The sequence below is a fragment of the Cupriavidus sp. MEYA8 genome, from assembly GCF_059278825.1.
Genome location: NZ_CM181222.1, coordinates 817808 through 837608, shown reverse-complemented (window position 1 = coordinate 837608; position 19801 = coordinate 817808). Strand labels below are relative to the sequence as shown.

Below are 19801 nucleotides of genomic sequence, written 5' to 3'. Positions count from 1 at the left end.
TCGCCATGGACCAGGCGGAAAGCCTGCGGCGCATGCTGGCGCCGCGCACCACGCGCCGCATCGCCGTGGTCGCCAGCGAACGCGGTGCCGGCGCCACCACGGTGGCGCTGGGCCTTTCGCACGCGCTTGCGATGCAGGGCGAGCGCGTACTGCTGCTCGACGAAGACCCGGCCACGGCGCGCGCGACCAGGCTCGCCGGCGCGACCCCGGCCGGCACGCTCGCCGACGTGCAGGAAGGACGCCTGCCGCTGGAAGCCGCGGCGGGCGTCGGCACCGGCGGCGCGGTATCGGTGCTGCCGGCCGGCCGCCAACGCGCGGGGCTCGACGTGCCCGCCGCGGCGCTGTCGGCCTTTCGCAGCGTGCTGGTCGATGCCACCGCCGATGCCGACGGCGCGCTGTCGCCCTTTGCCGGCGGCGCGCACAACGTGGTGATCGTGATGCGCCCGGAGCTGGCGTCGATCACCGCCGCCTATGCCTGCATCAAGCGCCTGCATCACCTGTATGCCTGGCGCCGCTTCTACCTGGTGGTCAACATGGCCGCCACCGAAGCCGCCGTCCAGGCGATCCTGCGCAACCTGGCGCGTACCGCCAGCCAGTACCTCGGCGTGGAAGTGCTGTGCGCCGGCTGGCTGCCGGCCGACCCGCTGGTGGCGCGCGGCGTGCAGCTTGGCCGCTGCGTGGTCGAGGCCTTCCCGGCAGCACCCGCGACCAGCGCGCTGCGACGCACCGCCGGCAGCATCGGCGGCTGGCCGCTGCGCGCCGAGGCGCCGGCCCCTGCCGCGACGCCGGTGCCGGCGTGAGCGCCACCCGAGCCATGCCTTACCAACGAACCAGACCCTGAGCCAGCCGGCGCGCCGCGTGGCGTGCCCGTCCAGCAATCCAGCATTCACGAGAATTGCACCATGTACACGATCCAGGGAAAGCTCGACCAGGCCGATGTGGTCAAGGCGCACGCACAGCTGGTGCGTCGCATCGCCTTGCAGCTGGCCGCCAAGCTGCCTGCCAGCGTGCAGATCGACGACCTGATCCAGGCCGGCATGATCGGCCTGCTCGACGCCGCCAAGCGCTATGAAGACACCCACGGCGCGCGCTTCGAGACCTACGCCAGCCAGCGCATCCGCGGCGCCATGCTCGACGAGGTGCGCGCTAACGACTGGCAGTCGCGCAGCCTGCGCCAGTTCACGCGGCGCATCGAACGCACCCAGCGCTCGCTCGAGCAGAAGCTCGGACGCACGCCGCTCGATTCCGAGGTGGCCGAGGCGATGGAGATGCCGCTGGGCGAATACCAGGTCCTGCTCAACGAGGTCTATGGCTGCCAGCTGCTGCATTACGAGGATTTCGAGCGCTCCGGGGAAGAGGATTTCCTCGACCGCCATCTTGCCGGCAGCGACGACGGCAATCCGCTGACGGTGCTGATGGAAAGCGGCATGCGCCAAGCGCTGATCCGCGCCATCGACCGGCTGCCCGAGCGCGAGAAGCTGGTGCTGTCGCTGTGCTATGACCAGGAGCTGAACCTGCGGGAGATCGGGGCGGTGCTGGATGTGACCGAGTCGCGCGTGTGCCAGATCCGGGGGCAGGCGATTACGCGGTTGCGGAACCAGTTGCGTGGGTTGTTGTGATGGGTGTTGGTGGCCTGCTTGCCCGCGGCGCCGGCGTCGTGCTGCTCGCTGCGTCGGCTTGTGCCTGGTCGGCGATCGAAGGTGGGACACGGCATGCGTGGACCGGGTCGGTCAATGGGCCGGCGTTGCATGGGCGGGGGCAGCGGGCGGTGTCGGCGCCGATTCAGCCTGTGGGGGTGTTGCCGCAGGCTGAAGGGGTGATTACGACGGTGCGGTGGCGTTACAGCTTTGCGCAGACGCCGCCGGCCGAGTTGCAGGCATATTTGTGCAATGCGCAGCGGTGTGTGATGTTGCCCCAGGCCGAGGGGCTAACGTCCGCGTTCTCCGGCGATGATGCTACCAAGGGGTTTGTGTTTGCGTTTCGGGTGCCGGGACAGGGGAGTCTGGTGCCGGTTTTGCAGGGGCGGAGTAATGAGGTGGTTGTGGGCTTTCGGTAGGCATCTGTTCTAGGTGCCTGGCTGGCCACCAGATGGGGACCTATCCGCAAGGCACGCAACAAAAAGCCGATGCCGGTCCGCAAAGCAAAACCCAAATCAGCCTGCCGCCAGGCTCACCCCCCCAACCCCGGTCGCCGCCTTCCCATCCTTCCCATACAACCCGGCATCCCCGCCACTATGCTGCCGCAGCGCCTGAATCGCCTGCTGCGTGAAATCGAGATGTGCCTTGATGACCGCGCCATTCAGCGCATTGCCATCCCGCGTCACCCGCGCAGCAAAGATCAGCTTGCGCCAGGCCTCCGCCACGCCGGCATCGAGCCGGCCAAGCAATTGCCCGTCCGCGCCAGCACGCAGGCCCAGCACCTGCATCTGCGCTTCCCGCGCCCGGACCTGCCGCGACAGCCCCTGACCCACTTCCACCTTGCGCGTCAGCAACTCGCTGAGCGCAGTGAAATCCCCGCGCTTGATGGCATCTCGCTCTTGCGCAAGAAGTTGCCCGAAAGCTTCAACGCCTTCGGTTTCACGCTGCAGGGACTGGATCAGGCTTTGGCTCATGATTTGGCTATTGAGGGTCGGCCTGGCCTAGCTCGCGCAAGCTGGCGAGCAGGCCATCGGCAATCTTGCCCGGGTCGATCTTGATCCGGCCTTCGGCGATGGCCTGGCGGATTTCTTCGACCTTGGCGGTATCGATATCGTCGTCGGTTTCCTGCGCCAGGCGGCTGCTGATCTCGCGCACCTGTGCGGCCAGCGGACTGACGCTCAGCCCGGAGGACGGCGGGGCGGCGCTGGCCGGTGCGGCCTGGGGCCGGGCGGCGGCGTCGCCTGCGGGCGCGTCGGCGGGCCGGGACGAGGTGGAATGGTTGATCTTCACGGGCGTTCCTTGCTGGTTTCCTATGGCATTACGGCCGTGGCGGGGAAATCTTTAGGGAACGTGCCCCAGGGGTGCGTCCCATATCGCCCGCACGGCTGGACCGGCGGCATTTTCGCATGCCGCGGTGCCATCGGAATCCGGCTGCCAGCCACGATCGGCAGACTCGAAGTGCTTATTGCAGCACGACGGTATCACCGCTGCGCACCAGCCCGTTGACCACCTGGCCGTTGCGCAGGCGGACCTGCACGGTATTGCCGGTGGCGGCGTCGGCCAGCACCTTGCCCTCGCTGGAGATCTGGAACGCCTCACCCTCGACCGACACCGTGACGGTCTGTCCCTGGCGCACCGCGATGGCCTTGCGCAGCAGGTCGCTGCGCATGGGCGAGCCGGCGGCGATGCGGTTGGCGGCGACGGCGCCGGCGAGCTGGGCCGGGTCGGTGATGACCGCGCGCGGCAAGGTGGCAAGGTCGCCCTGGCGCACTTCGATATCGGCCTGGCTGACCGGTTCGCCCGGACCCAGGGCGCGCGACGCGACGTAATAGTCGGTCAGCACCGATACGCGCGCCTGCATATAGCGCACCCACGGCCGCTCGCCGCCACAGCGCACGCCGACCGAGACCCGCCCCCACGGCGAGGCGCCGGCGGGCAGGAACGGGTCGGGCGATACGCACTCCGGCGCGCGGCCGCCCGACGGCGGAGCCACCTGCACGCTGACCTTGCCGGGCAGGCCGGCGGTCTGCTGCAGCAGGAAGCGCTCCACGGCAGCGCGTGCGGGATCCTCGGTGAAGGGGCTTGCAGTGGCCGTGTGCTGGCCGGCCGCCGGTGCCTGCATGGCGACCGGAGTGGCCTGCGCCGGCGCAGCGCCGGCGGCCCCGGCAAGGCACAGCAGGCCTGCCGCCAGCAGGGTCTGCGCCTTGCGCGGGCCGTTGCGGCGGGAATAGCGGCCGAGGGTGCGTCGGAGGGAGCGGCGATTGGGGTTCATCTGGTCTTCCCGGCAAGGACGGCGGGCCTGCGCTGGCATGCCCGGCGCGCTGCCCCGTGACCGGCGGCGCGCCCCCGTCTACATCAGTCATCGGGTTCCGATTGTAGGCAGCGCCTCGCGCGAGGGCGTGCCGAAATGCAAGGATTTCCCGTCCTTATTCATCCGATTGGCGCGACAGGCCCCCGCCTAAGATGGCACCCCTGAAGAAGGTCGTCCAGGGAGATGCCAGCATGATCGACAGACTCGACGCGTCGCTACGCTTCCAGCAGGAAGCGCTGAGCCTGCGCAACCAGCGGCAATCGGTGATTGCCTCCAACATCGCGCACGCCGATACCCCGGGCTACAAGGCCCGCGACTTCGATTTCGCCAGCACGCTGGCGCAGTCCGTGGAACGCGGCCATCGCAACGAAGGCATGTCGCTGTCGACCACCCAGGTCCGCCACCTGCCCGCGCAGGCGCCGACCCGCGAGGCGTTCGATCTGGCCTACCGCATTCCGCTGCAGTCCAGCGTCGACGGCAACACCGTTGAAATGGATGCCGAGCGCGTGGCCTTCGCCGACAACGCGGTGCATTTCGAGTCGGGCCTGACGGTGATGAACTCGAAGATCAAGACCATGCTGGCGGCGATCCAGCAATAAGCGAGCAACAGATCCAGCAGCAAGGAGGGAGCGCATGCCGGCAATGAACATCTTCGACGTCGCGGGCTCGGCCATGGCGGCGCAGTCGCAGCGCATGAACGTGACCGCGTCCAACCTGGCCAACGCCGACAGCGTGGTCAGCCCGGACGGGCAGGCCTACCGTGCCAAGCAGGTCGTGTTCGGCATGGCGCCCACGCCCGGCCAGAGCGACGTCGGCGGGGTACAGGTGGCCGGCATCAGCGAAGACCCTTCGCCGCCGCGCATGGTCCACAACCCCACGCATCCGATGGCGAACGCGCAGGGCTACGTGGTCATGCCCAACGTCAACCCGGTGGAAGAGATGGTCAACATGATCTCGGCCTCGCGCTCGTACCAGGCCAATGTCGAGGTGCTCAACTCCGCCAAGAACATGATGCTCAAGACGCTGACGATCGGCCAGTAACGGCCCTCGACGAGCTAAGGAAAGAGGAACCGCGCGACATGACAACCACTTCTTCGGTCAACAGCAACAGCAGTACCACCAACATCAACGATGCTCTGAAGAACAGCAGCGCCAGCGCCGCCGACCTGCAGAACAACTTCCTGAAGATGCTGGTGACCCAGCTCAACAACCAGGACCCGCTCAAGCCGCTGGACAACTCGCAGCTGACCTCGCAGCTGGCGCAGATCTCCACCGTCAGCGGCATGCAGACCATGAATGCGACCCTGTCGCAGCTGCTGAACCAGGTCAGCGCCAGCCGCGCGATGGACTCCGCCGCGCTGATCGGCCGCACGGTGATGGTGCCGGGCAAGCAGGTGTCGGTCGAAGGCGGTGTGCCCTCCAGGTTCGGCGTCGACCTGCCGTCCACGGCGGACGCCGTCACGGTCGACGTGCTCGACGACAAGGGCAACGTGGTGCGCACCATCGACATGAAGGGCCAGACCTCGGGCGTGCACGACGTGGCGTGGGACGGGAAGAATGATGCCGGTGTCGCGGTCGCGGACGGCGAATACACCTTCCGCGTCAACGCCACAGCCAACGGCACCTCGGTGCAGCCGGTGGCGCTGGTCTACGGCAAGGTACAGAGCATCAGCGGTGACGCGTCCGGCGTGCTGGTCAACCTGGCCGACGGCCAGGCAGCGAACGTCGACGAGGTGCGGCGCATTCTCTAATCGCAGGCGCTGGCGCATGCTGCGCGCACCGGCATCAACGACAGCCAAGTCAAAAGGAAGATATCCATGGGTTTCGGTCAAGGGGTAAGCGGCATCAACGCCGCGGCAGCCAATCTGGATGTAATCGGCAACAACATTGCCAATGCCAACACGGTCGGCTACAAGCAATCGAGCACGCAGTTCGCCGATGTCTACGCCGGCAGCAAGATCGGCCTGGGCACCACGGTGAACTCGGTGGTCCAGTCGTTCAAGCAGGGCAATATCGAGGCCTCCGGGCGATCGCTGGATGTGGCCATCACCAATGGCAGCGGCTTCTACCGGCTGGTCGGGACGGATGGATCGGTGCATTTCTCGCGCAATGGGCAGTTCCTGCGCACGGATGACGGCCGCATCGTCAACGCGCAGGGCCTGCAGCTGACCGGCTATCCGGCAGCCGCGGCCGGCGGCGGCGCCACGCCGCAGCCGCTGGTGGTATCCAATGCGCAGATGCCGCCCCAGGAAACCACCGACATCACGGCGCAGTACAACCTCGATTCGCGCAGCACCGTGCCGACGACCGCGTTCGCCAGCACGCCCGGCAACCTGCCTGACTCGTCGATGTACAACTACAGCACCAGCATGACGGTGTACGACTCGCTCGGCAATGCCAGGCAGGTGGTTGCCTATTTCGGCAAGGAGATGGGAGGGGCGCCGACGGTGCCCGGCGGCACCGATTGGGTGCTGAACGTGACCGACGAGGCCGGCAACCGGCTTGGAATCGGCGATGCCGCCACGACGCCGCCCACCCCCGCCGGCCAGACGGTCACGCTGGCGTTCGACAGTGCCGGCAAACTGGTCTCCACCAACCCCGCCTCGTTCGCATTGACCTCGCCGGCGGCAAACGGCGCCGGCGCCATGTCGATGAAGGTAGACCTGGCCGGCACGACGCAATTTGGCTCCGACCACGACGCCAAGCCGCCCCAACAGAATGGCTATGCCTCGGGCAGCCTGCTCGGCTTCTCGATCGAAGCCGACGGCACCATCCGCGGCAGCTACTCGAACGAGCAGACCCAGGAACTCGGCACCGTGGTGCTGGCCAGCTTCGGCAACGCCGAAGGCCTGCGCGCCGAGGGCGGCAATACGTGGGCAGCCACCGGCGCCTCCGGCCAGCCGGTCATCGGCACGCCGGGCGGCTCGCGCGGCCAGCTGATGTCGAACGCCAATGAAGCGTCCAACGTCGACCTCTCCGCCGAGCTGGTCAACCTGATCATCGCCCAGCGTAATTACCAGGCCAACGCCAAGACCATCGAGACGCAGAACCAGGTCATGCAGTCGCTGGTGAACATGTAAGGCACGACGCGTCGCGTGAAGAGCAAACCAGCTGAGGCAAGTCGATGGACCGCATGATCTATACCGCCCTGTCGGGCGCCAAGCAGATACTCGACCAGCAGGCGGCGGTATCGAACAACCTGGCCAACGTGTCGACGCCCGGGTTCCGCGCGCAGGTCAACCTGTACCGCGCGGTGCCCGTGGTCGGTGCCGAGGCCGGCACGCGCGCCTTCACGCTGGCCTCGACGCCCGGCGCCGACATGCGCGCCGGTCCGTTGACCTACACCGGCCGCAGTCTCGACGTGGCGCTGCAGGGCAACGGCTGGCTGGTGGTGCAGGCGCCTGATGGCTCCGAGGCCTATACCCGTGCCGGCGCGCTGCAGGTCGCGCAGGACGGCCAGGTGCAGACCCTGTCCGGCCTGCCGGTGATGGGCGACGGCGGCCCGCTGGCGGTGCCGCCGGGCTCGCAGGTCACCATCGGCACGGATGGCACCATCACCGCGCGCGGCCCGGGCGAAGCATCGGCTGGCCTGGCCCAGGTAGGCAAGCTGCGCGTGGTCAACCCGCCCAACGACGCCATCGCGCGCGGCGACGATGGCCTGTTCCGCCTGCGCCCCGGCGCGCAGCCGCTGGAAGCCGACCCCACCGTGCGCGTGATTTCCGGCGCGCTCGAGGGCAGCAACGTCAACCCGACCGAAGCCATGGTCGAGATGATCGCCAATGCGCGCCGCTTCGAGATGCAGATGAAGATGATCCAGGGCGCGGACGGCAACGAGCAGCGCGCCAACCAGCTGCTGTCGACCAACTGACGCGGCGGCAAAACAGGACCGGAGCGCGGCGCGCCGATTGCGCGCCCCTCGCTCCAGCTACCAGCTACAAGAAAGACTCCCAGCAAGGACCACCATGATCCGCTCTCTCTGGATTGCCAAGACCGGCCTCGATGCGCAGCAGACGCAGATGGACGTGATCTCGAACAACCTGGCCAACGTGTCGACCAACGGCTTCAAGCGCGGCCGCGCGGTGTTCGAGGAACTGATGTACCAGACCATCCGCCAGCCCGGCGCGCTGTCGTCGGACCAGACCACGCTGCCCTCGGGCATGCAGCTGGGCACCGGCGTGCGCCCGGTCGCGACCGAACGCATTCACACCCAGGGCAATCCGCAGCAGACCGGCAACAACAAGGACGTGGCCATCATCGGCCAGGGCTTCTTCCAGGTGGCGCTGCCCGACGGCACCACCGCCTACACCCGCGACGGCTCGTTCCAGGTGGACCAGAACGGCCAGCTGGTGACGTCCAGCGGCTTCGTGATCCAGCCCGCCGTCACCATCCCGGCCAACACGCTGTCGCTGACGGTGGCGCGCGACGGCACGGTGTCGGTGACGCAGCCGGGCTCGAGCGCCAACGTGCAGGTCGGCCAGCTGCAGCTGGCCACCTTCATGAACCCGGCCGGCCTGGAAAGCATGGGCGAAAACCTGTATGTGCAGACCGATGCTTCGGGCGCGCCCAATACCACCGTGCCGGGCCTGAACGGCGCCGGCGTGCTGCAGCAGAACTACGTGGAAGCGTCCAACGTCAACGTGGTGGAAGAGCTGGTCAGCATGATCCAGACCCAGCGCGCGTACGAGATCAACAGCAAGGCAGTGCAGACTTCAGACCAGATGCTGCAGCGCCTGGCGCAGATGGGTTGAGAGTTGTGGACATGGCCACCTTGCTTTCCCGCCTGGGCGCGCATGCGCTGGTTTGCCTGGCCGGCGTGGCAATGCTGGCCACGAGCGGCTGCGCGCTGGTGCCGCGCGAGCCGCTGGTGCAACTGCCCACCACCGCGCGCGCCGAGCCGCGCCCGGTCGGGCCGGCTTCCGGATCGATCTACCAGTCGTCGTATGCCGGCAACCCGCTGTTCGAGGACCGCCGCCCGCGCAACGTGGGCGACATCCTGACCATCGTCATCACCGAGAACGTCAACGCCAGCAAGAACTCCGGCACCAATACCAGCCGTAGCGGCAGCACCACGCTGACGTTCGATGCCGTGCCGCGCGCACTGGGCGGGCTGTTCGGCGCCAGCCAGAACGCCGACATCAATGGCGGCAACAACATGAAGGCCAGCGGCGGCGCCAGCGCGGCCAACACCTTCAACGGCACTATCACCGTCACCGTGCTGGAAGTCTTGCAGAACGGCAACCTGGTGGTCTCCGGCGAAAAACAGATGGCGATCAACCAGGGCGCCGAGTTCATCCGCTTCTCGGGCGTGGTCAACCCGCGCACCGTCACCGGCGACAACGCCGTGCTGTCCACGCAGGTGGCCGACGCGCGCATCGAGTACACCGCCAAGGGCGTGATCGACGAAGCGCAGAACATGGGCTGGCTGCAGCGCTTCTTCCTCAATGTCTTACCGTTCTGACCGCGCCATGTCCGCTTCCATGCTCGCCTATTTCCTGTCACGCCTGCTGCGCGTGAGCGTGATCAGCCTGGCGCTGGGCGTGGCCTTCGGCGCCTTCGCCACCGCTGCCAAGGCCGAGCGCCTGAAGAACCTGGCCACTTTCCAGGGCGTGCGCGACAACCCGCTGGTGGGCTACGGCCTGGTGGTCGGCCTGGACAACACCGGCGACCAGACCATGCAGACGCCGTTCACCACGCAGAGCCTGACCAACATGCTCTCGCAGCTGGGGATCACGCTGCCGGCCGGCAAGAACATGCAGCTCAAGAACGTGGCCGCGGTGATGGTCACGGCCACGTTGCCCGCGTTTGCGCAGCCGGGCAGCCAGCTTGACGTGGTGGTGTCGTCGATGGGCAATGCCAAGAGCCTGCGCGGCGGCACGCTGCTGATGACGCCGCTCAAGGGCGCCGACGGGCAGGTCTACGCCATCGCGCAGGGCAACATGCTGGTGGGCGGCGCGGGCGCGTCGGCCAACGGCAGCAAGGTGCAGATCAACCAGCTTGCGGTGGGCCGTATCGCCAACGGCGCTATCGTCGAGCGCGCGGTCGCGCCGTTCCAGCCGGACGGCGGCGTGCTCAACCTGGAGCTGAAGGAAACCGATTTCGGCACCGCCGAGCGCGTGGTCGAAGCCATCAACCGTTCCATGGGCGGCGGCGTCGCCGCGGCGCTCGACGGCCGCACCGTGCAGGTGCGCGCTCCCGCCGCGCCGAGCGCGCGCGTGGGCTTCCTGGCCCGCATCGAGAATATCGACGTGACCCCGGCCAAGGCCGCGGCCAAGGTCATCCTGAACGCCCGCACCGGTTCGATCGTGATGAACCAGGCGGTGACGGTGGAAGACTGCGCGGTCGCGCACGGCAACCTGTCGGTGGTGATCAACACGCAGCCGGTGATCAGCCAGCCCGCGCCATTCAGCGAGGGCCGGACCGTGGTGGCGCCGGTGTCCCAGATCGACATGAGGCAGCAGGGCGGCTCGCTGCAGGTGGTCAGGGCGGGCGCCTCGCTGGCGGCCGTGGTCAAGGGCCTGAACGCGCTGGGCGCGACCCCGGCCGACCTGCAGACCATCCTGGAAGCGATGCGCGCCGCCGGTGCGCTGCGTGCGGAACTGGAAGTGATCTGATCATGAGCGCGTCCATGCCACCGCAGGCCGCGGACCTGACGCAGCGCTTCGCGCTCGACACGCAGGGCTTCGAGGCGCTCAAGCACAGCGCGCGCAACGGTGCCAACGCGGCCACCCTGCAGGCGGCCGCCAAACAGTTCGAGGCGGTGTTCACGCAGATGGTGCTCAAGAGCATGCGCAATGCCACGCCGCAGGATGGACTCTTCGACAACGAGCAGAGCAAGCTCTATATGTCGATGATGGACCAGCAGCTCGCGCAGCAGATGTCGTCGCGCGGCATCGGGCTGGCCGAAGTGATGGTGCGCCAGCTGGCGCGCGCCGCGGGCACGCCGATGCCCGCGGGCATGAATGCGATGACGGCGGCCGAGTCCGGCCGTGCCGCCGATGCCGAGATGGCTCGATTGCTCGACAGCCGCGGCGCGGCCTCCGCCGGCGGCAATGAAGCCGCGGACCTGCCTGCTGTCGGCACGGTGGTGCCGGGACAGAACTGGAACCCAACCGCGGGCTTGCGCCAGTACCAGTCGCAGTTCTACGGCGACCGAAGCCAGGACGGGCAGGACGGGCAGGACGGCCAGGGCGGCGAAGTGCTCGGCCCGCTGCCTGCCGATGCGCCCGCCCACGTCAGCGCCTTTGTCGCGCGCATGGCGGCGCCGGCCGAAGCCGCATCCCGTGCCTCGGGCGTGCCGGCACGGCTGATCGTCGGCCAGGCGGCGCTCGAGTCGGGCTGGGGCCAGCGCGAAATCCTGCATGCCGATGGCTCGACCACCTTCAACGTGTTCGGTATCAAGGCCGGATCGAGCTGGAAGGGCCGCGTGGCCGAGATCACCACCACCGAGTACGTCGACGGCCAGCCGCAGAAGGTAAAGGCGAAGTTCCGCGCGTATGGATCGTATGACGAGGCCTGCGCGGACTACGCGCGGCTGCTGACCAATAATCCGCGCTATGCCGGCGTGGTGAGCGCGGGGTCGGCGGAGGAGGCGGCGCATGGGTTGCAGCGTGCGGGGTATGCGACGGATCCTGCGTACGGGCACAAGCTGGTGAAGATCATGAAAAAGGTGGCGGTTTAACGCGCAGGCCGTAGCTGACACCGCCGGAACGAGGCTCCCCTCTCCCGCGAAGTGGGAGAGGGGAGCAAACCGCCGCAAGTTGCGCGGCATATGGACCTCAAGGTCGCGCGCTATCCCCGCACGTCAGCCTAAAGTCCCACCTCAAATCGGCCGATAACACCCCCATCCACCACCGCCGCGCCACGCCGCGGGCAGCCCAACGAATCCGGGGTCAGAGCACAATGTCTCTCTTCAGTATTGGTCTTTCCGGCCTGAACACCGCGCAGAACGCGCTGACGACGACCAGCCACAACTTTGCCAACTCGGCGACCGAAGGCTATTCGCGCCAGAACACCATCGTGGCATCGGCCGGCGGCCAGTACACCAGCCAGGGCTTCTACGGCTATGGCTCCAACACCACCACCGTGATCCGCGTCTATGACGAGTTCCTGACCGGCCAGCTGCGTGGCGCCACCTCGGCCAGCGCCTCGCTGGCGACCTATTCCGACCAGATCGCCCAGATCGACAACCTGCTCGCCGACCAGAAGGGCGGCCTGGCGCCGCTGATGCAGAAATTCTTTGCCGCGGTGCAGGCAGTGGCCGACACGCCGGCCGACCCCGCCGCGCGCCAGGGCATGCTCTCCGCCGGCCAGGCCCTGGTCGGCCAGGTCCGCTCCGCCAGCAACTACTTCAAGCAACTGCAGTCGGGCGTCAACGAGCAGATCGGCACCGCGGTCACGCAGGTCAATGCCTACACCACGCAGATCGCCAACCTGAACCAGGAAATCACGCGGATGAAGGCCGCGTCCGGCGGCCAGCCGCCCAACGACCTGCTCGACCAGCGCGACCAGGCGGTGGCCGAGCTGAACAAGCTCGTCGGCGCCAAGGTAGTGGTGCAGGACGGTGGCACCTACAACGTCTTCGTCGGCAACGGCCAGCCGCTGGTGATGGGCAACGAGTCGTACGACCTGAAGGCAGTGACTTCCGCTGCCGACCCGGGCCGTACCGTGGTCGCCTATTCCCTGCCGAACGGCAGCGTCTATGAAAGCCAGCCGGGCGCGATCACCGGCGGCTCCCTGGGCGGCCTGCTGCAGTTCCGCACCGAGACCCTCGATGCCGCGCAAAGCGCGATCGGCCGGCTGTCGCTGGCGATCGGCCAGAGCTTCAACGAACAGCACAAGCTGGGCATGGACCTGAACGGCGACATCGGCACCGACATGTTCAAGCTGGGCAATGCCACGGTGCTGCCCAACGACAGGAACACTGCCATCAGCACCGTGGCCACGGCCACCATCGACGACGCCTCGGCACTGACCACCAGCGACTACAAGCTGCAGTTCGACGGCACCAGCTACACGCTGACGCGCCTGTCCGACAACGCGCAGGTGGCCACGCCAGTGCCGGGCACGCCCGCGCCCACCTATCCGCTGACCTTCAGTGCCGATGGCTTCAGCGTGACGATCGATGCGGCAATGGGCACCAACGATTCGATCGTGATCCAGCCGACGCGCAATGCCGCGGCCGGCTTCGACATGGCGATCAGCGATCCCGCCAGGATCGCCGCAGCCTCGCCGGCGCGGGCCGATGCCGCTCCCGGCAACAAGGGCAGCGCCACTGCCAGCCTGAGCAACGTTGCGCCGGGCTTCACGCCGCTGGCGGGCAAGATCACCGCCGTCTATACCGCGGCCGGTTACGTGTTCAAGGATGCGGCAGGCACGAACCTGACGCCGCAGCCCACGGGCGTGCCTAATGGCAGCAATACCGACTACAACATCGGCGGCCTGACCTTCAGCTTTGGCGGCACGCCCAAGGTAGACGATTCCTTCACGCTCGGCGGCAACGCCGGTGGCGTCAAGGACAACGGCAACATGCTGAACCTGGCCAAGCTGCAGAACGCCAAGACCATCGGCGGCGTATCCAGCTTCAGCGATGCCTACGCGCAGCTGGTCAACGACGTCGGCACGCGCGCCAAGTCAGTCAAGATCGCCTCGGCATCGCAGGACAGCATCACCACGCAGATCAAGGCCGCCCAGCAGTCGGTGTCGGGCGTCAACATGGACGAGGAAACCGTGTCGATGCTGCGCTTCCAGCAGCTATACCAGGCCAACGCCCGCGTGATCCAGACGGCCGGCTCGCTGTTCGACACCCTCATCGGCATCCGGTAAGGCCAGCCGGCAAGTCAACGTATCCGAATAGGCAATCCATCATGCGTGTTGCAAGCTCTACCCTGTATCAGCAAGGCCTGGCGTCGATGAACCTGCAGCAGGGCTCGCTGCTGCATATCCAGCAGCAGCTCGGCACCGGCCGCCGTATTCTCACGCCGTCGGATGACCCGGTCGCGGCCACCCGCGCCCTTGGCGTCAGCCAGGCCCAGGCGGTCAACGGCCAGTACGCGACGTCGCGCAGCCAGGCGAATATCGCGCTGGCCGCGGAAGAAAACGCGCTGCAATCGTTGACCACCGTCACGCAGAACATCCAGACGCTGCTGGTGCAGGCCGGCAACGGCACCATGAGCGACGCCGACCGCGGCTCGCTCGCCACCGCGCTGGAAGGCCTGTACAACCAGCTGGTCGGCCTGGCCAACTCCGATGACGGCAACGGCCAGTACCTGTTCGGCGGCACCCGCTCCGGTACGGCGCCGTTTTCGCAAGCCAGCGGCGCCGGCGTCTACATCGGCGACACCGGCCAGCAACTGCTGCAGGTCGACGTCGCGCGCCAGATGCCCGCGGGCGACAACGGCCGCGACGTGTTCATGAGCGTCACCGGCGGTGCTGGTTATGTCGTCAAGGGCAATAGCGCCAACACCGGCAGCGCCACCTTCGGCACGGTCTCGATCACCGATCCCAGCGACCCGCTGTATGGCAAGTCGCTGCAGGTTACGTTCCAGGCCAACGCCGGCGGCCAGATGGAATACACCATCACCGACATGGCCGATCCCGCCGCGCCCGCGCTGGCCGGCCCGACTGCCTACAACGCACCGGCGCGCATCGAGATCGGCGGCGTGACCTTCAACGTCAGCGGCGAGCCGAAGGACGGCGATACCCTGACCATGCAACCTGCCAGGGAAGCCGGCACTGACATGTTCGCCAATCTGCAGAACGTGATCGACACGCTGCGCAAGCCGACTACCACTCCGGGCGATCAGGCCAACCTGAGCAACGTGCTGTCCACGGCGACGCGCCAGTTTTCCAACTCGCTGGATAACGTGCTGACGGTGCGCGCCTCGGTGGGTTCGCGGATGCAGGAACTGGATGCGCTGGACGATGTCGGCACTAACCGCGACCTGACGTACTCGCAGACGCTGTCGGGGCTGCAGGACCTGGATTATGCGGCGGCGATTACCGAGTACTACCAGCGGCAGACTGCGCTGCAGGGGGCGCAGCAATCGTTTATGCAGATTCAAGGAATGAATTTGTTTAAGTATTTGTGATGCAAGAAATCCGCGCAGAATAAGCAAAGCCAGTGTGCGACGGAAACAAAGTCTGGAAAGACCTTCACTGAAGTTTGGAAAATTTGGCGTCGCTACCCTGGAAGCTGCGCCAGACAAGGATTTTCCAGACTTTGGCCGAGCGCGAGGTACCCGCGTGCGAGAGATCTGTCGGTCCATTTGGCTCCAGACCTCGCGCAAAGACCCAAGTAACCATTCTTCAGGCAGTTCGCCAGCGTCCGCCCCCAAATATAGGCTACTTGCGCGAGGGTGGCAAAACGGGGCCGAGTTGGACGGCTTTCCCCTAGAACCCTGTCACCTGATAGCGGCTTTCATTGCCGCGAAGCCATCCTGGGCGCCTGCCGCGACCCGACCAGGTCTTTCCTGTGTGCGGGTCCATGTAAAGCTCGTGGTTCTTGCCAAGCATAGCCCGTTGATTCAGCGTGCTTGTTGGTAGCCGTTTAGAGTGCTGCTTACGCGTGGGGCGCTCCGCCGCTAGCGCCGCGTGCTTTCGCTTGCCGGGCATAGTGCGATGCGTGAGCGGCCGTGCCCCTATCCCCAACAGCCGTCCCAGATCTTCGGGGCGGAGATCTACACTGGCAAGCAGTCGCCGAATCTTCTCAATCGCGATCTCCCGCTCGCGAACTCTTGCGGCTTCAATCTCAACTTCCATCTGCTTCAGGCGAGCCTTCAAAGCCGGATATTTAAGCTCCATACGCTTTCCCTCAAACCGTTGGATATCGCAGAGAGATCAACCTTTTTCTGAGGGACGCGGCTTGTCAGGAGCGGGATCTGGAGGCTCACTGAATAGATCCTTCAGAGATACGCCTAGAGCGTCCGCTAGCAATACAAGGTTATCGAGTGACACGTTCACGCTATCTCGTTGGATGCGATGTTCGAGAACGAACAAAGAATGAAGGACTTGGCCAAGTTGCGAGGCCGAAAAGATCTGCTGCCAGCGCTTGATCGGGCAAAGTAGTTGACGCTCTACAATTAGCCTTGGCGCCGCTCCGTCACCATGTGAGGCCTTAACCGGTCAATCTGACCGGCCCCTGCCGCATTGCTTGCTTCGTCCGCATCAAGCTCGGCGTGCAGAGGAAACTCGGTCATAACGCCTCTTCCGTCGATATTCGTCACAACTTCGGACGTTTGACGGAACGGATGTTATGCCTTGATGCTGGCCTGAGGCTGTCGGTTGTGAAGCGATACCTACAGGCTTCGCTGCAGACAATCGATGAGCAGGCATCGCTTGTAGTCCGATCCTCCCCTCAGGATCCCCTGCAAGGGGCTGTATTGGCCAATGCTTCCGCCATCGAAGCGCTAGCGGAAATGGCAGAAGCTGGTTTCTGCCGGCTACCCGAGCGCCGGCCACGGCTGTCTCTGATCGACTGCGGATTCAACCGGTGGTTGCTGCAAGGGTGGACGGCCGAGAATGGCCGGGCTCGGACGGATACCTGTCGCCAGAACTGCGCTTGTCGCTGATCGGCTCCCGGGCGGCCGTTCGAATCGGCGATTTCACTGCCCCCAAAGCCGCCGCTCAACTTTGCGATCACCGGTTTTTTCGGTTGGTAGAGAGACCTGCGGCGTTTAAACCCACCGATTGCAGCTAGCGTGGGAAGCGAGGGTGGGTATCGAGTCGCGCCGGCTACCATGGCTCTTCAGCTTCGACATAAATCATTGACTCTTAAAGATTGGCCGTTCGAAAGTAAAATTTGGCGAACCAGCGGCCAATGCTCAACTCGGCACTCGACAGAGGCGGGCCCATGGCCGGACCAGCGCCAGATGGTGTCGCCAGTCTGCGAGCAAGAGATGATAGCCGGCGTCTGAATGCGTTGCCTTTCTTCTTCGTGCCAAAGGCAGGTGCCGACCCCTCTCAGTCATTCGCTGAGTTCGCTCCGAATGGCCGCTGCGATGAAGAGCGGACGTTTGGCAGCGGCACGTCCGTATGTTGCTCGGCATTCGCCATATCGGACTTGCGCACAGCAATCTCCCTGCGGCGCATGTGGGCGTGGCCATGGGTTGACTGACCTGTCGAATGGTCATAAGCATGTGCGCGCCTGATCTCCGCCGACACACGCTCGGACAGATGTGCGCTTTCCGTCGTGGGACAGCGACTGATTGTGGAGGCACAATTGTCTGCGCGAGACTGGCTGTAAGCGCGATCAACCGGGGGCGATCATGACTTCTCGAAATATCCACGTCATGCCGGAAGGCGATCGAGGCTGGGCTGTAACAGTGGAAGGCCCGAACGGCGCCACCGTCCTATTCCCAACGGAAGCTGAGGCAATCGCTGCTGGCACGGACGCGGCGAAGCAGGACGGGGTCGAGCTCTTCATTTATGATCGTGATGGCCAGATCCGTGAGCGCAATTCCTTCGATCCTATGAAGCATCCAATCATGGCGACGCGGATTTCCTATGGGCGAGCTCCGAAAGCCGCGCCGCGGATGTGGCGTAGCCCTGTCCACTAACCGCATGTTCTCGCAGCTATCACTCACGGGTTCCCAGGCGCGCTCGATGAGCTCACAAGTCAAGGGAACTGCTATCGTTGGATACAACGTTCAGTGGGGCGTTGATGCCTAGCGTCTCCTGATTGTCGCGCACGAGGTCATGAACATCGGCAGCGACCATGCGTCACTGGGCACGGTGGCGAAGGTCGTGGGTGAGGCCTCGGGCTGGAACAAACTGCAAACCTCTGCCGATCGTGGGTACTTCAATGGGCCGGAGATCAGCGAGTGCGGAGACGCAGGCGTTACGCCCCATCGTACCGAAGCCAATGACGTCAAGCGCCAGGGCCGACGGACGTCTTGGCAAGGCAGACTTCATCTACGTGGCGCCGCCGGTGCTGGTGGATACAGCGGCGTCAGGAAATTGGGCGGCACGCACGCTTGTTCCAATCACGGGAAAATGGGCTGCGTATCGCTCGCGTCCGCGCTGGGGCGCGAGGCGGAAGGGTTCAGTCGCGATGCGAGGGACAGGGACTCTCACGCCTTGGAGCCATACGAAGTTGGACGAAATAATTCCCTTTGCCAAAGATTAAGCGCGTATGCTGGGATTGCCAACCGGCAAGCAACACAATAGGAGTTCTCATGGCAAAAAGCCAACTACGCGGCAACCGCGAAGCGAAAAAGCTAAAGCAACCCAAGAAGCCTTTCGCACCGACAACTCCGTTCAGCACGGTTCAGTCGCGGGTCCGGACCGACGGTCTCGCCAAGAGGAAGTCGTAAGCCGGGCAAGTGCCTGGCAAGTCGCGATATCACCGCAAGGTGATACCTCTTCATTCAACGTAAGCCGACCGATAGGGAGGCGCACCATGATCCACCCTGACACAGGCCCGACGTTCCGAGGCCTGCCACTTACCGCCGAGCAAGACTCGGAGGTTCGCCACTATCAGAACAGAAAAACGAGGCTTGGCAAGCCATGGGATACCCCGGAACTACGCGGGATGCTCGAAGACATGTTGCTGCCGCCGAAGACCGAGGATGGCGGTCAGGAAGATGTTCTTCTGGGACCGTTCGCTGCCGCGGAACGTGCGGCATCGTTCGTCGACGAGGCCATGGAACCGATTGCAGCATACGAAGATTGGAACGCCGCCATGGAAATCGAGGGGATGAAAGGCGAAGCGCGCTAATGCCGGTTACCAGGTAGAGATGGCGCTTGTCGTTGCGAGTGGCAGGCCAATACCGGCAGCCGGGTCGGCTATCGGCTGGATTTCGATAAAGGGCCGCTCCGACGCGACCTTGCCGAATATGGCGGCAAACGGAATGTCGGCGGCATCCCGGCCGGTGCCGATCCGCAGCAGGCCAGTCGGAATGGACACCCCCGAGGGATCAAGCAGGTACCAGCCGCCTGACAGGAACACCTCAACCACCGCGTGAAAGTCCGGCGCACCCAAGGCGGGATTCGCGCCATAGTCCACGCTGCTGGACATACGGGCGGGAATACTCAGGGCGCGGCAGATCGCGATCATCAGGTGGGAAAAATCCCGGCATACGCCGGTGCGCTCGACAATCGTATCGATCGCCGAGGTGCGCTCATTGGTGGATCGCGAAAGAAAGCGCACATGGTTGCGCACCCACTCCCGAATCGCATACACGCGCGAATAGCCGGGGCGCATGGCGCCAAACTCGCGCATGGCGAATTCCATCATGCGATCGGATTCGCAATACCGGCTCGGCGCCAGGTACGAAAGTACATCGAAGGGGAGTTCGGCGACGGGTACCTCCGTTAGTGACATGCCATCGTCCAGACGATGGTCGATGTCCACCACAGCTTCATAGCGGATGGCCAGTGGGCCCTTGTTCGCATGTATTCTGAGCAGGCGGTTGCAGAGTGGATCCGTGTGGCGAGCGGCGTGAACCGGTGGCGTGAGCGCCAGACGCTCGGAGACAACGGACTGTCTTGCAGTTTTCGCAGCTTCGACAATTAACAGAAAGTCTGCCGTGGGATCCAGGATCTCATAGGACAGGTTCACCGAGTACCGAAGGCGGTTCATTTCTGACCTTGTGTCGACATGAAGGCGGAGACGGTGTCGGCCGCGGGAACGGCTCTGGCCATCCAATTCAGTGTAGCGCCAGAAGCGGGCGAGCGGTCCGCGCCAGCGGGCACCGCAGGTGCGTGACGCAGCGCCTGCTTGACCAATTTGTAAGCGGGTTAGGACGGTGTGAATCACCCCCCTATACTGCTAGGTGTAGCGTTTCAGAAGCGAAGTGCTTCTGGTCCGCCTATCACTCGTTTCCGGGCCCTCCCCCTCGATGACGTCTTAGGACTG

21 protein-coding genes are annotated in these 19801 nt (G+C 65.4%); 16 read left to right on the top strand and 5 right to left on the bottom strand.

What is annotated here, in order from left to right; translation table 11 throughout:
* The first annotated feature begins 5 nt into the window (after positions 1–5).
* The 3 genes from AC5WJ1_RS20930 to AC5WJ1_RS20920 all read left to right on the top strand — a co-directional run bounded on the left by AC5WJ1_RS20930 (position 6) and on the right by AC5WJ1_RS20920 (position 2056).
* The gene (locus AC5WJ1_RS20930; protein ID WP_135703997.1) at positions 6–800 is read left to right on the top strand and encodes a MinD/ParA family ATP-binding protein; all 795 of its coding nucleotides are present in this window, start codon (positions 6–8) and stop codon (positions 798–800) included.
* Positions 801–902: 102 nt separating this feature from the next.
* A complete protein-coding gene (locus AC5WJ1_RS20925) occupies positions 903–1619 on the top strand; it encodes an RNA polymerase sigma factor FliA (protein ID WP_133098475.1) in 717 nt (238 codons plus the stop codon).
* Positions 1619–2056, top strand: a complete 438-nt coding sequence (locus tag AC5WJ1_RS20920; RefSeq protein ID WP_135703493.1) for a flagellar protein FlhE — start codon at positions 1619–1621, stop codon at positions 2054–2056. The genes AC5WJ1_RS20925 and AC5WJ1_RS20920 overlap by 1 nt, the downstream gene beginning before the upstream one ends.
* A gap of 96 nt (positions 2057–2152) precedes the next feature.
* Here the strand turns inward: AC5WJ1_RS20920 and AC5WJ1_RS20915 are convergent, their stop codons facing one another.
* The 3 genes from AC5WJ1_RS20915 to flgA form a co-directional block, all read right to left on the bottom strand.
* A complete protein-coding gene (locus AC5WJ1_RS20915; RefSeq protein WP_434034272.1) occupies positions 2153–2611 on the bottom strand; it encodes a flagella synthesis protein FlgN in 459 nt (152 codons plus the stop codon).
* A 7-nt stretch (positions 2612–2618) separates the two neighbouring features.
* Positions 2619–2927, bottom strand: coding sequence for a flagellar biosynthesis anti-sigma factor FlgM (gene flgM, locus AC5WJ1_RS20910; protein ID WP_133093411.1), 309 nt, complete (start codon positions 2925–2927; stop codon positions 2619–2621).
* A 172-nt stretch (positions 2928–3099) separates the two neighbouring features.
* Entirely contained in the window at positions 3100–3909 is an 810-nt protein-coding gene (gene flgA, locus AC5WJ1_RS20905; protein ID WP_434034271.1) for a flagellar basal body P-ring formation chaperone FlgA, read from the bottom strand.
* A gap of 230 nt (positions 3910–4139) precedes the next feature.
* Here flgA and flgB point away from each other — a divergent pair, with 230 nt between their 5' ends.
* From flgB to flgL, 11 genes are all read left to right on the top strand, one after another.
* The gene (flgB, locus tag AC5WJ1_RS20900; RefSeq protein ID WP_135703496.1) at positions 4140–4547 is read left to right on the top strand and encodes a flagellar basal body rod protein FlgB; all 408 of its coding nucleotides are present in this window, start codon (positions 4140–4142) and stop codon (positions 4545–4547) included.
* 34 nt (positions 4548–4581) lie between these two features.
* Positions 4582–4989, top strand: coding sequence for a flagellar basal body rod protein FlgC (flgC, locus tag AC5WJ1_RS20895; RefSeq protein ID WP_029048751.1), 408 nt, complete (start codon positions 4582–4584; stop codon positions 4987–4989).
* A 38-nt stretch (positions 4990–5027) separates the two neighbouring features.
* The gene (flgD, locus tag AC5WJ1_RS20890; RefSeq protein ID WP_135703497.1) at positions 5028–5699 is read left to right on the top strand and encodes a flagellar hook assembly protein FlgD; all 672 of its coding nucleotides are present in this window, start codon (positions 5028–5030) and stop codon (positions 5697–5699) included.
* Positions 5700–5765: 66 nt separating this feature from the next.
* Positions 5766–7028 carry a flagellar hook protein FlgE gene (flgE, locus tag AC5WJ1_RS20885; protein ID WP_133093407.1) on the top strand — a complete coding sequence of 421 codons (1263 nt, stop codon included), beginning with the start codon at positions 5766–5768 and terminating at the stop codon, positions 7026–7028.
* Between the two features lie 44 nt (positions 7029–7072).
* Positions 7073–7816, top strand: coding sequence for a flagellar basal-body rod protein FlgF (flgF, locus tag AC5WJ1_RS20880; protein ID WP_494476940.1), 744 nt, complete (start codon positions 7073–7075; stop codon positions 7814–7816).
* A 94-nt stretch (positions 7817–7910) separates the two neighbouring features.
* On the top strand, positions 7911–8696 hold the full coding sequence (gene flgG / locus AC5WJ1_RS20875) for a flagellar basal-body rod protein FlgG (RefSeq protein ID WP_029048755.1): 786 nt from the start codon (positions 7911–7913) through the stop codon (positions 8694–8696).
* Positions 8697–8707: 11 nt separating this feature from the next.
* On the top strand, positions 8708–9406 hold the full coding sequence (gene flgH, locus AC5WJ1_RS20870) for a flagellar basal body L-ring protein FlgH (protein WP_133093405.1): 699 nt from the start codon (positions 8708–8710) through the stop codon (positions 9404–9406).
* On the top strand, positions 9390–10559 hold the full coding sequence (locus AC5WJ1_RS20865) for a flagellar basal body P-ring protein FlgI (protein WP_133093404.1): 1170 nt from the start codon (positions 9390–9392) through the stop codon (positions 10557–10559). Before flgH ends, AC5WJ1_RS20865 begins: the two co-directional genes overlap by 17 nt.
* Positions 10560–10561: 2 nt before the next feature.
* On the top strand, positions 10562–11626 hold the full coding sequence (gene flgJ / locus AC5WJ1_RS20860) for a flagellar assembly peptidoglycan hydrolase FlgJ (RefSeq protein ID WP_135703499.1): 1065 nt from the start codon (positions 10562–10564) through the stop codon (positions 11624–11626).
* A gap of 221 nt (positions 11627–11847) precedes the next feature.
* On the top strand, positions 11848–13770 hold the full coding sequence (gene flgK / locus AC5WJ1_RS20855) for a flagellar hook-associated protein FlgK (protein ID WP_494476939.1): 1923 nt from the start codon (positions 11848–11850) through the stop codon (positions 13768–13770).
* 41 nt (positions 13771–13811) lie between these two features.
* The gene (gene flgL, locus AC5WJ1_RS20850) at positions 13812–15035 is read left to right on the top strand and encodes a flagellar hook-associated protein FlgL (protein WP_133093401.1); all 1224 of its coding nucleotides are present in this window, start codon (positions 13812–13814) and stop codon (positions 15033–15035) included.
* Between the two features lie 301 nt (positions 15036–15336).
* On the opposite strand, the gene AC5WJ1_RS20845 is transcribed toward flgL, so the two are convergent.
* A complete protein-coding gene (locus AC5WJ1_RS20845) occupies positions 15337–15747 on the bottom strand; it encodes an H-NS histone family protein (protein ID WP_135703501.1) in 411 nt (136 codons plus the stop codon).
* 1463 nt (positions 15748–17210) lie between these two features.
* On the opposite strand from AC5WJ1_RS20845, the gene AC5WJ1_RS20840 reads away from it, so the two are divergent.
* Together AC5WJ1_RS20840 and AC5WJ1_RS20835 are read left to right on the top strand one after the other, a co-directional pair.
* Positions 17211–17501, top strand: coding sequence for a DUF2188 domain-containing protein (locus AC5WJ1_RS20840; RefSeq protein WP_135703502.1), 291 nt, complete (start codon positions 17211–17213; stop codon positions 17499–17501).
* A gap of 842 nt (positions 17502–18343) precedes the next feature.
* Positions 18344–18661 (top strand): hypothetical protein, encoded by a 318-nt coding sequence (locus AC5WJ1_RS20835; RefSeq protein ID WP_135703503.1) that lies wholly within the window; start codon positions 18344–18346, stop codon positions 18659–18661.
* 6 nt (positions 18662–18667) lie between these two features.
* Here the strand turns inward: AC5WJ1_RS20835 and AC5WJ1_RS20830 are convergent, their stop codons facing one another.
* Positions 18668–19525: a transglutaminase-like domain-containing protein gene (locus tag AC5WJ1_RS20830; protein WP_135703504.1), complete on the bottom strand. Its 858-nt coding sequence runs from the start codon at positions 19523–19525 to the stop codon at positions 18668–18670.
* Between the last annotated feature and the right edge of the window lie 276 nt (positions 19526–19801).

Bases quoted from the DNA above. Each gene is read 5' to 3' on its own strand.
- AC5WJ1_RS20930 (WP_135703997.1), top strand. From the start codon at position 6: ATGGACCAGGCGGAAAGCCTGCGGCGCATGCTGGCGCCGCGCACCACG.
- AC5WJ1_RS20925 (WP_133098475.1), top strand. From the start codon at position 903: ATGTACACGATCCAGGGAAAGCTCGACCAGGCCGATGTGGTCAAGGCG.
- AC5WJ1_RS20920 (WP_135703493.1), top strand. From the start codon at position 1,619: ATGGGTGTTGGTGGCCTGCTTGCCCGCGGCGCCGGCGTCGTGCTGCTC.
- AC5WJ1_RS20915 (WP_434034272.1), bottom strand. From the start codon at position 2,611: ATGAGCCAAAGCCTGATCCAGTCCCTGCAGCGTGAAACCGAAGGCGTT.
- flgA (WP_434034271.1), bottom strand. From the start codon at position 3,909: ATGAACCCCAATCGCCGCTCCCTCCGACGCACCCTCGGCCGCTATTCC.
- flgB (WP_135703496.1), top strand. From the start codon at position 4,140: ATGATCGACAGACTCGACGCGTCGCTACGCTTCCAGCAGGAAGCGCTG.
- flgC (WP_029048751.1), top strand. From the start codon at position 4,582: ATGCCGGCAATGAACATCTTCGACGTCGCGGGCTCGGCCATGGCGGCG.
- flgD (WP_135703497.1), top strand. From the start codon at position 5,028: ATGACAACCACTTCTTCGGTCAACAGCAACAGCAGTACCACCAACATC.
- flgE (WP_133093407.1), top strand. From the start codon at position 5,766: ATGGGTTTCGGTCAAGGGGTAAGCGGCATCAACGCCGCGGCAGCCAAT.
- flgF (WP_494476940.1), top strand. From the start codon at position 7,073: ATGGACCGCATGATCTATACCGCCCTGTCGGGCGCCAAGCAGATACTC.
- flgG (WP_029048755.1), top strand. From the start codon at position 7,911: ATGATCCGCTCTCTCTGGATTGCCAAGACCGGCCTCGATGCGCAGCAG.
- flgH (WP_133093405.1), top strand. From the start codon at position 8,708: ATGGCCACCTTGCTTTCCCGCCTGGGCGCGCATGCGCTGGTTTGCCTG.
- AC5WJ1_RS20865 (WP_133093404.1), top strand. From the start codon at position 9,390: ATGTCTTACCGTTCTGACCGCGCCATGTCCGCTTCCATGCTCGCCTAT.
- flgJ (WP_135703499.1), top strand. From the start codon at position 10,562: ATGAGCGCGTCCATGCCACCGCAGGCCGCGGACCTGACGCAGCGCTTC.
- flgK (WP_494476939.1), top strand. From the start codon at position 11,848: ATGTCTCTCTTCAGTATTGGTCTTTCCGGCCTGAACACCGCGCAGAAC.
- flgL (WP_133093401.1), top strand. From the start codon at position 13,812: ATGCGTGTTGCAAGCTCTACCCTGTATCAGCAAGGCCTGGCGTCGATG.
- AC5WJ1_RS20845 (WP_135703501.1), bottom strand. From the start codon at position 15,747: ATGGAGCTTAAATATCCGGCTTTGAAGGCTCGCCTGAAGCAGATGGAA.
- AC5WJ1_RS20840 (WP_135703502.1), top strand. From the start codon at position 17,211: ATGACTTCTCGAAATATCCACGTCATGCCGGAAGGCGATCGAGGCTGG.
- AC5WJ1_RS20835 (WP_135703503.1), top strand. From the start codon at position 18,344: ATGATCCACCCTGACACAGGCCCGACGTTCCGAGGCCTGCCACTTACC.
- AC5WJ1_RS20830 (WP_135703504.1), bottom strand. From the start codon at position 19,525: ATGAACCGCCTTCGGTACTCGGTGAACCTGTCCTATGAGATCCTGGAT.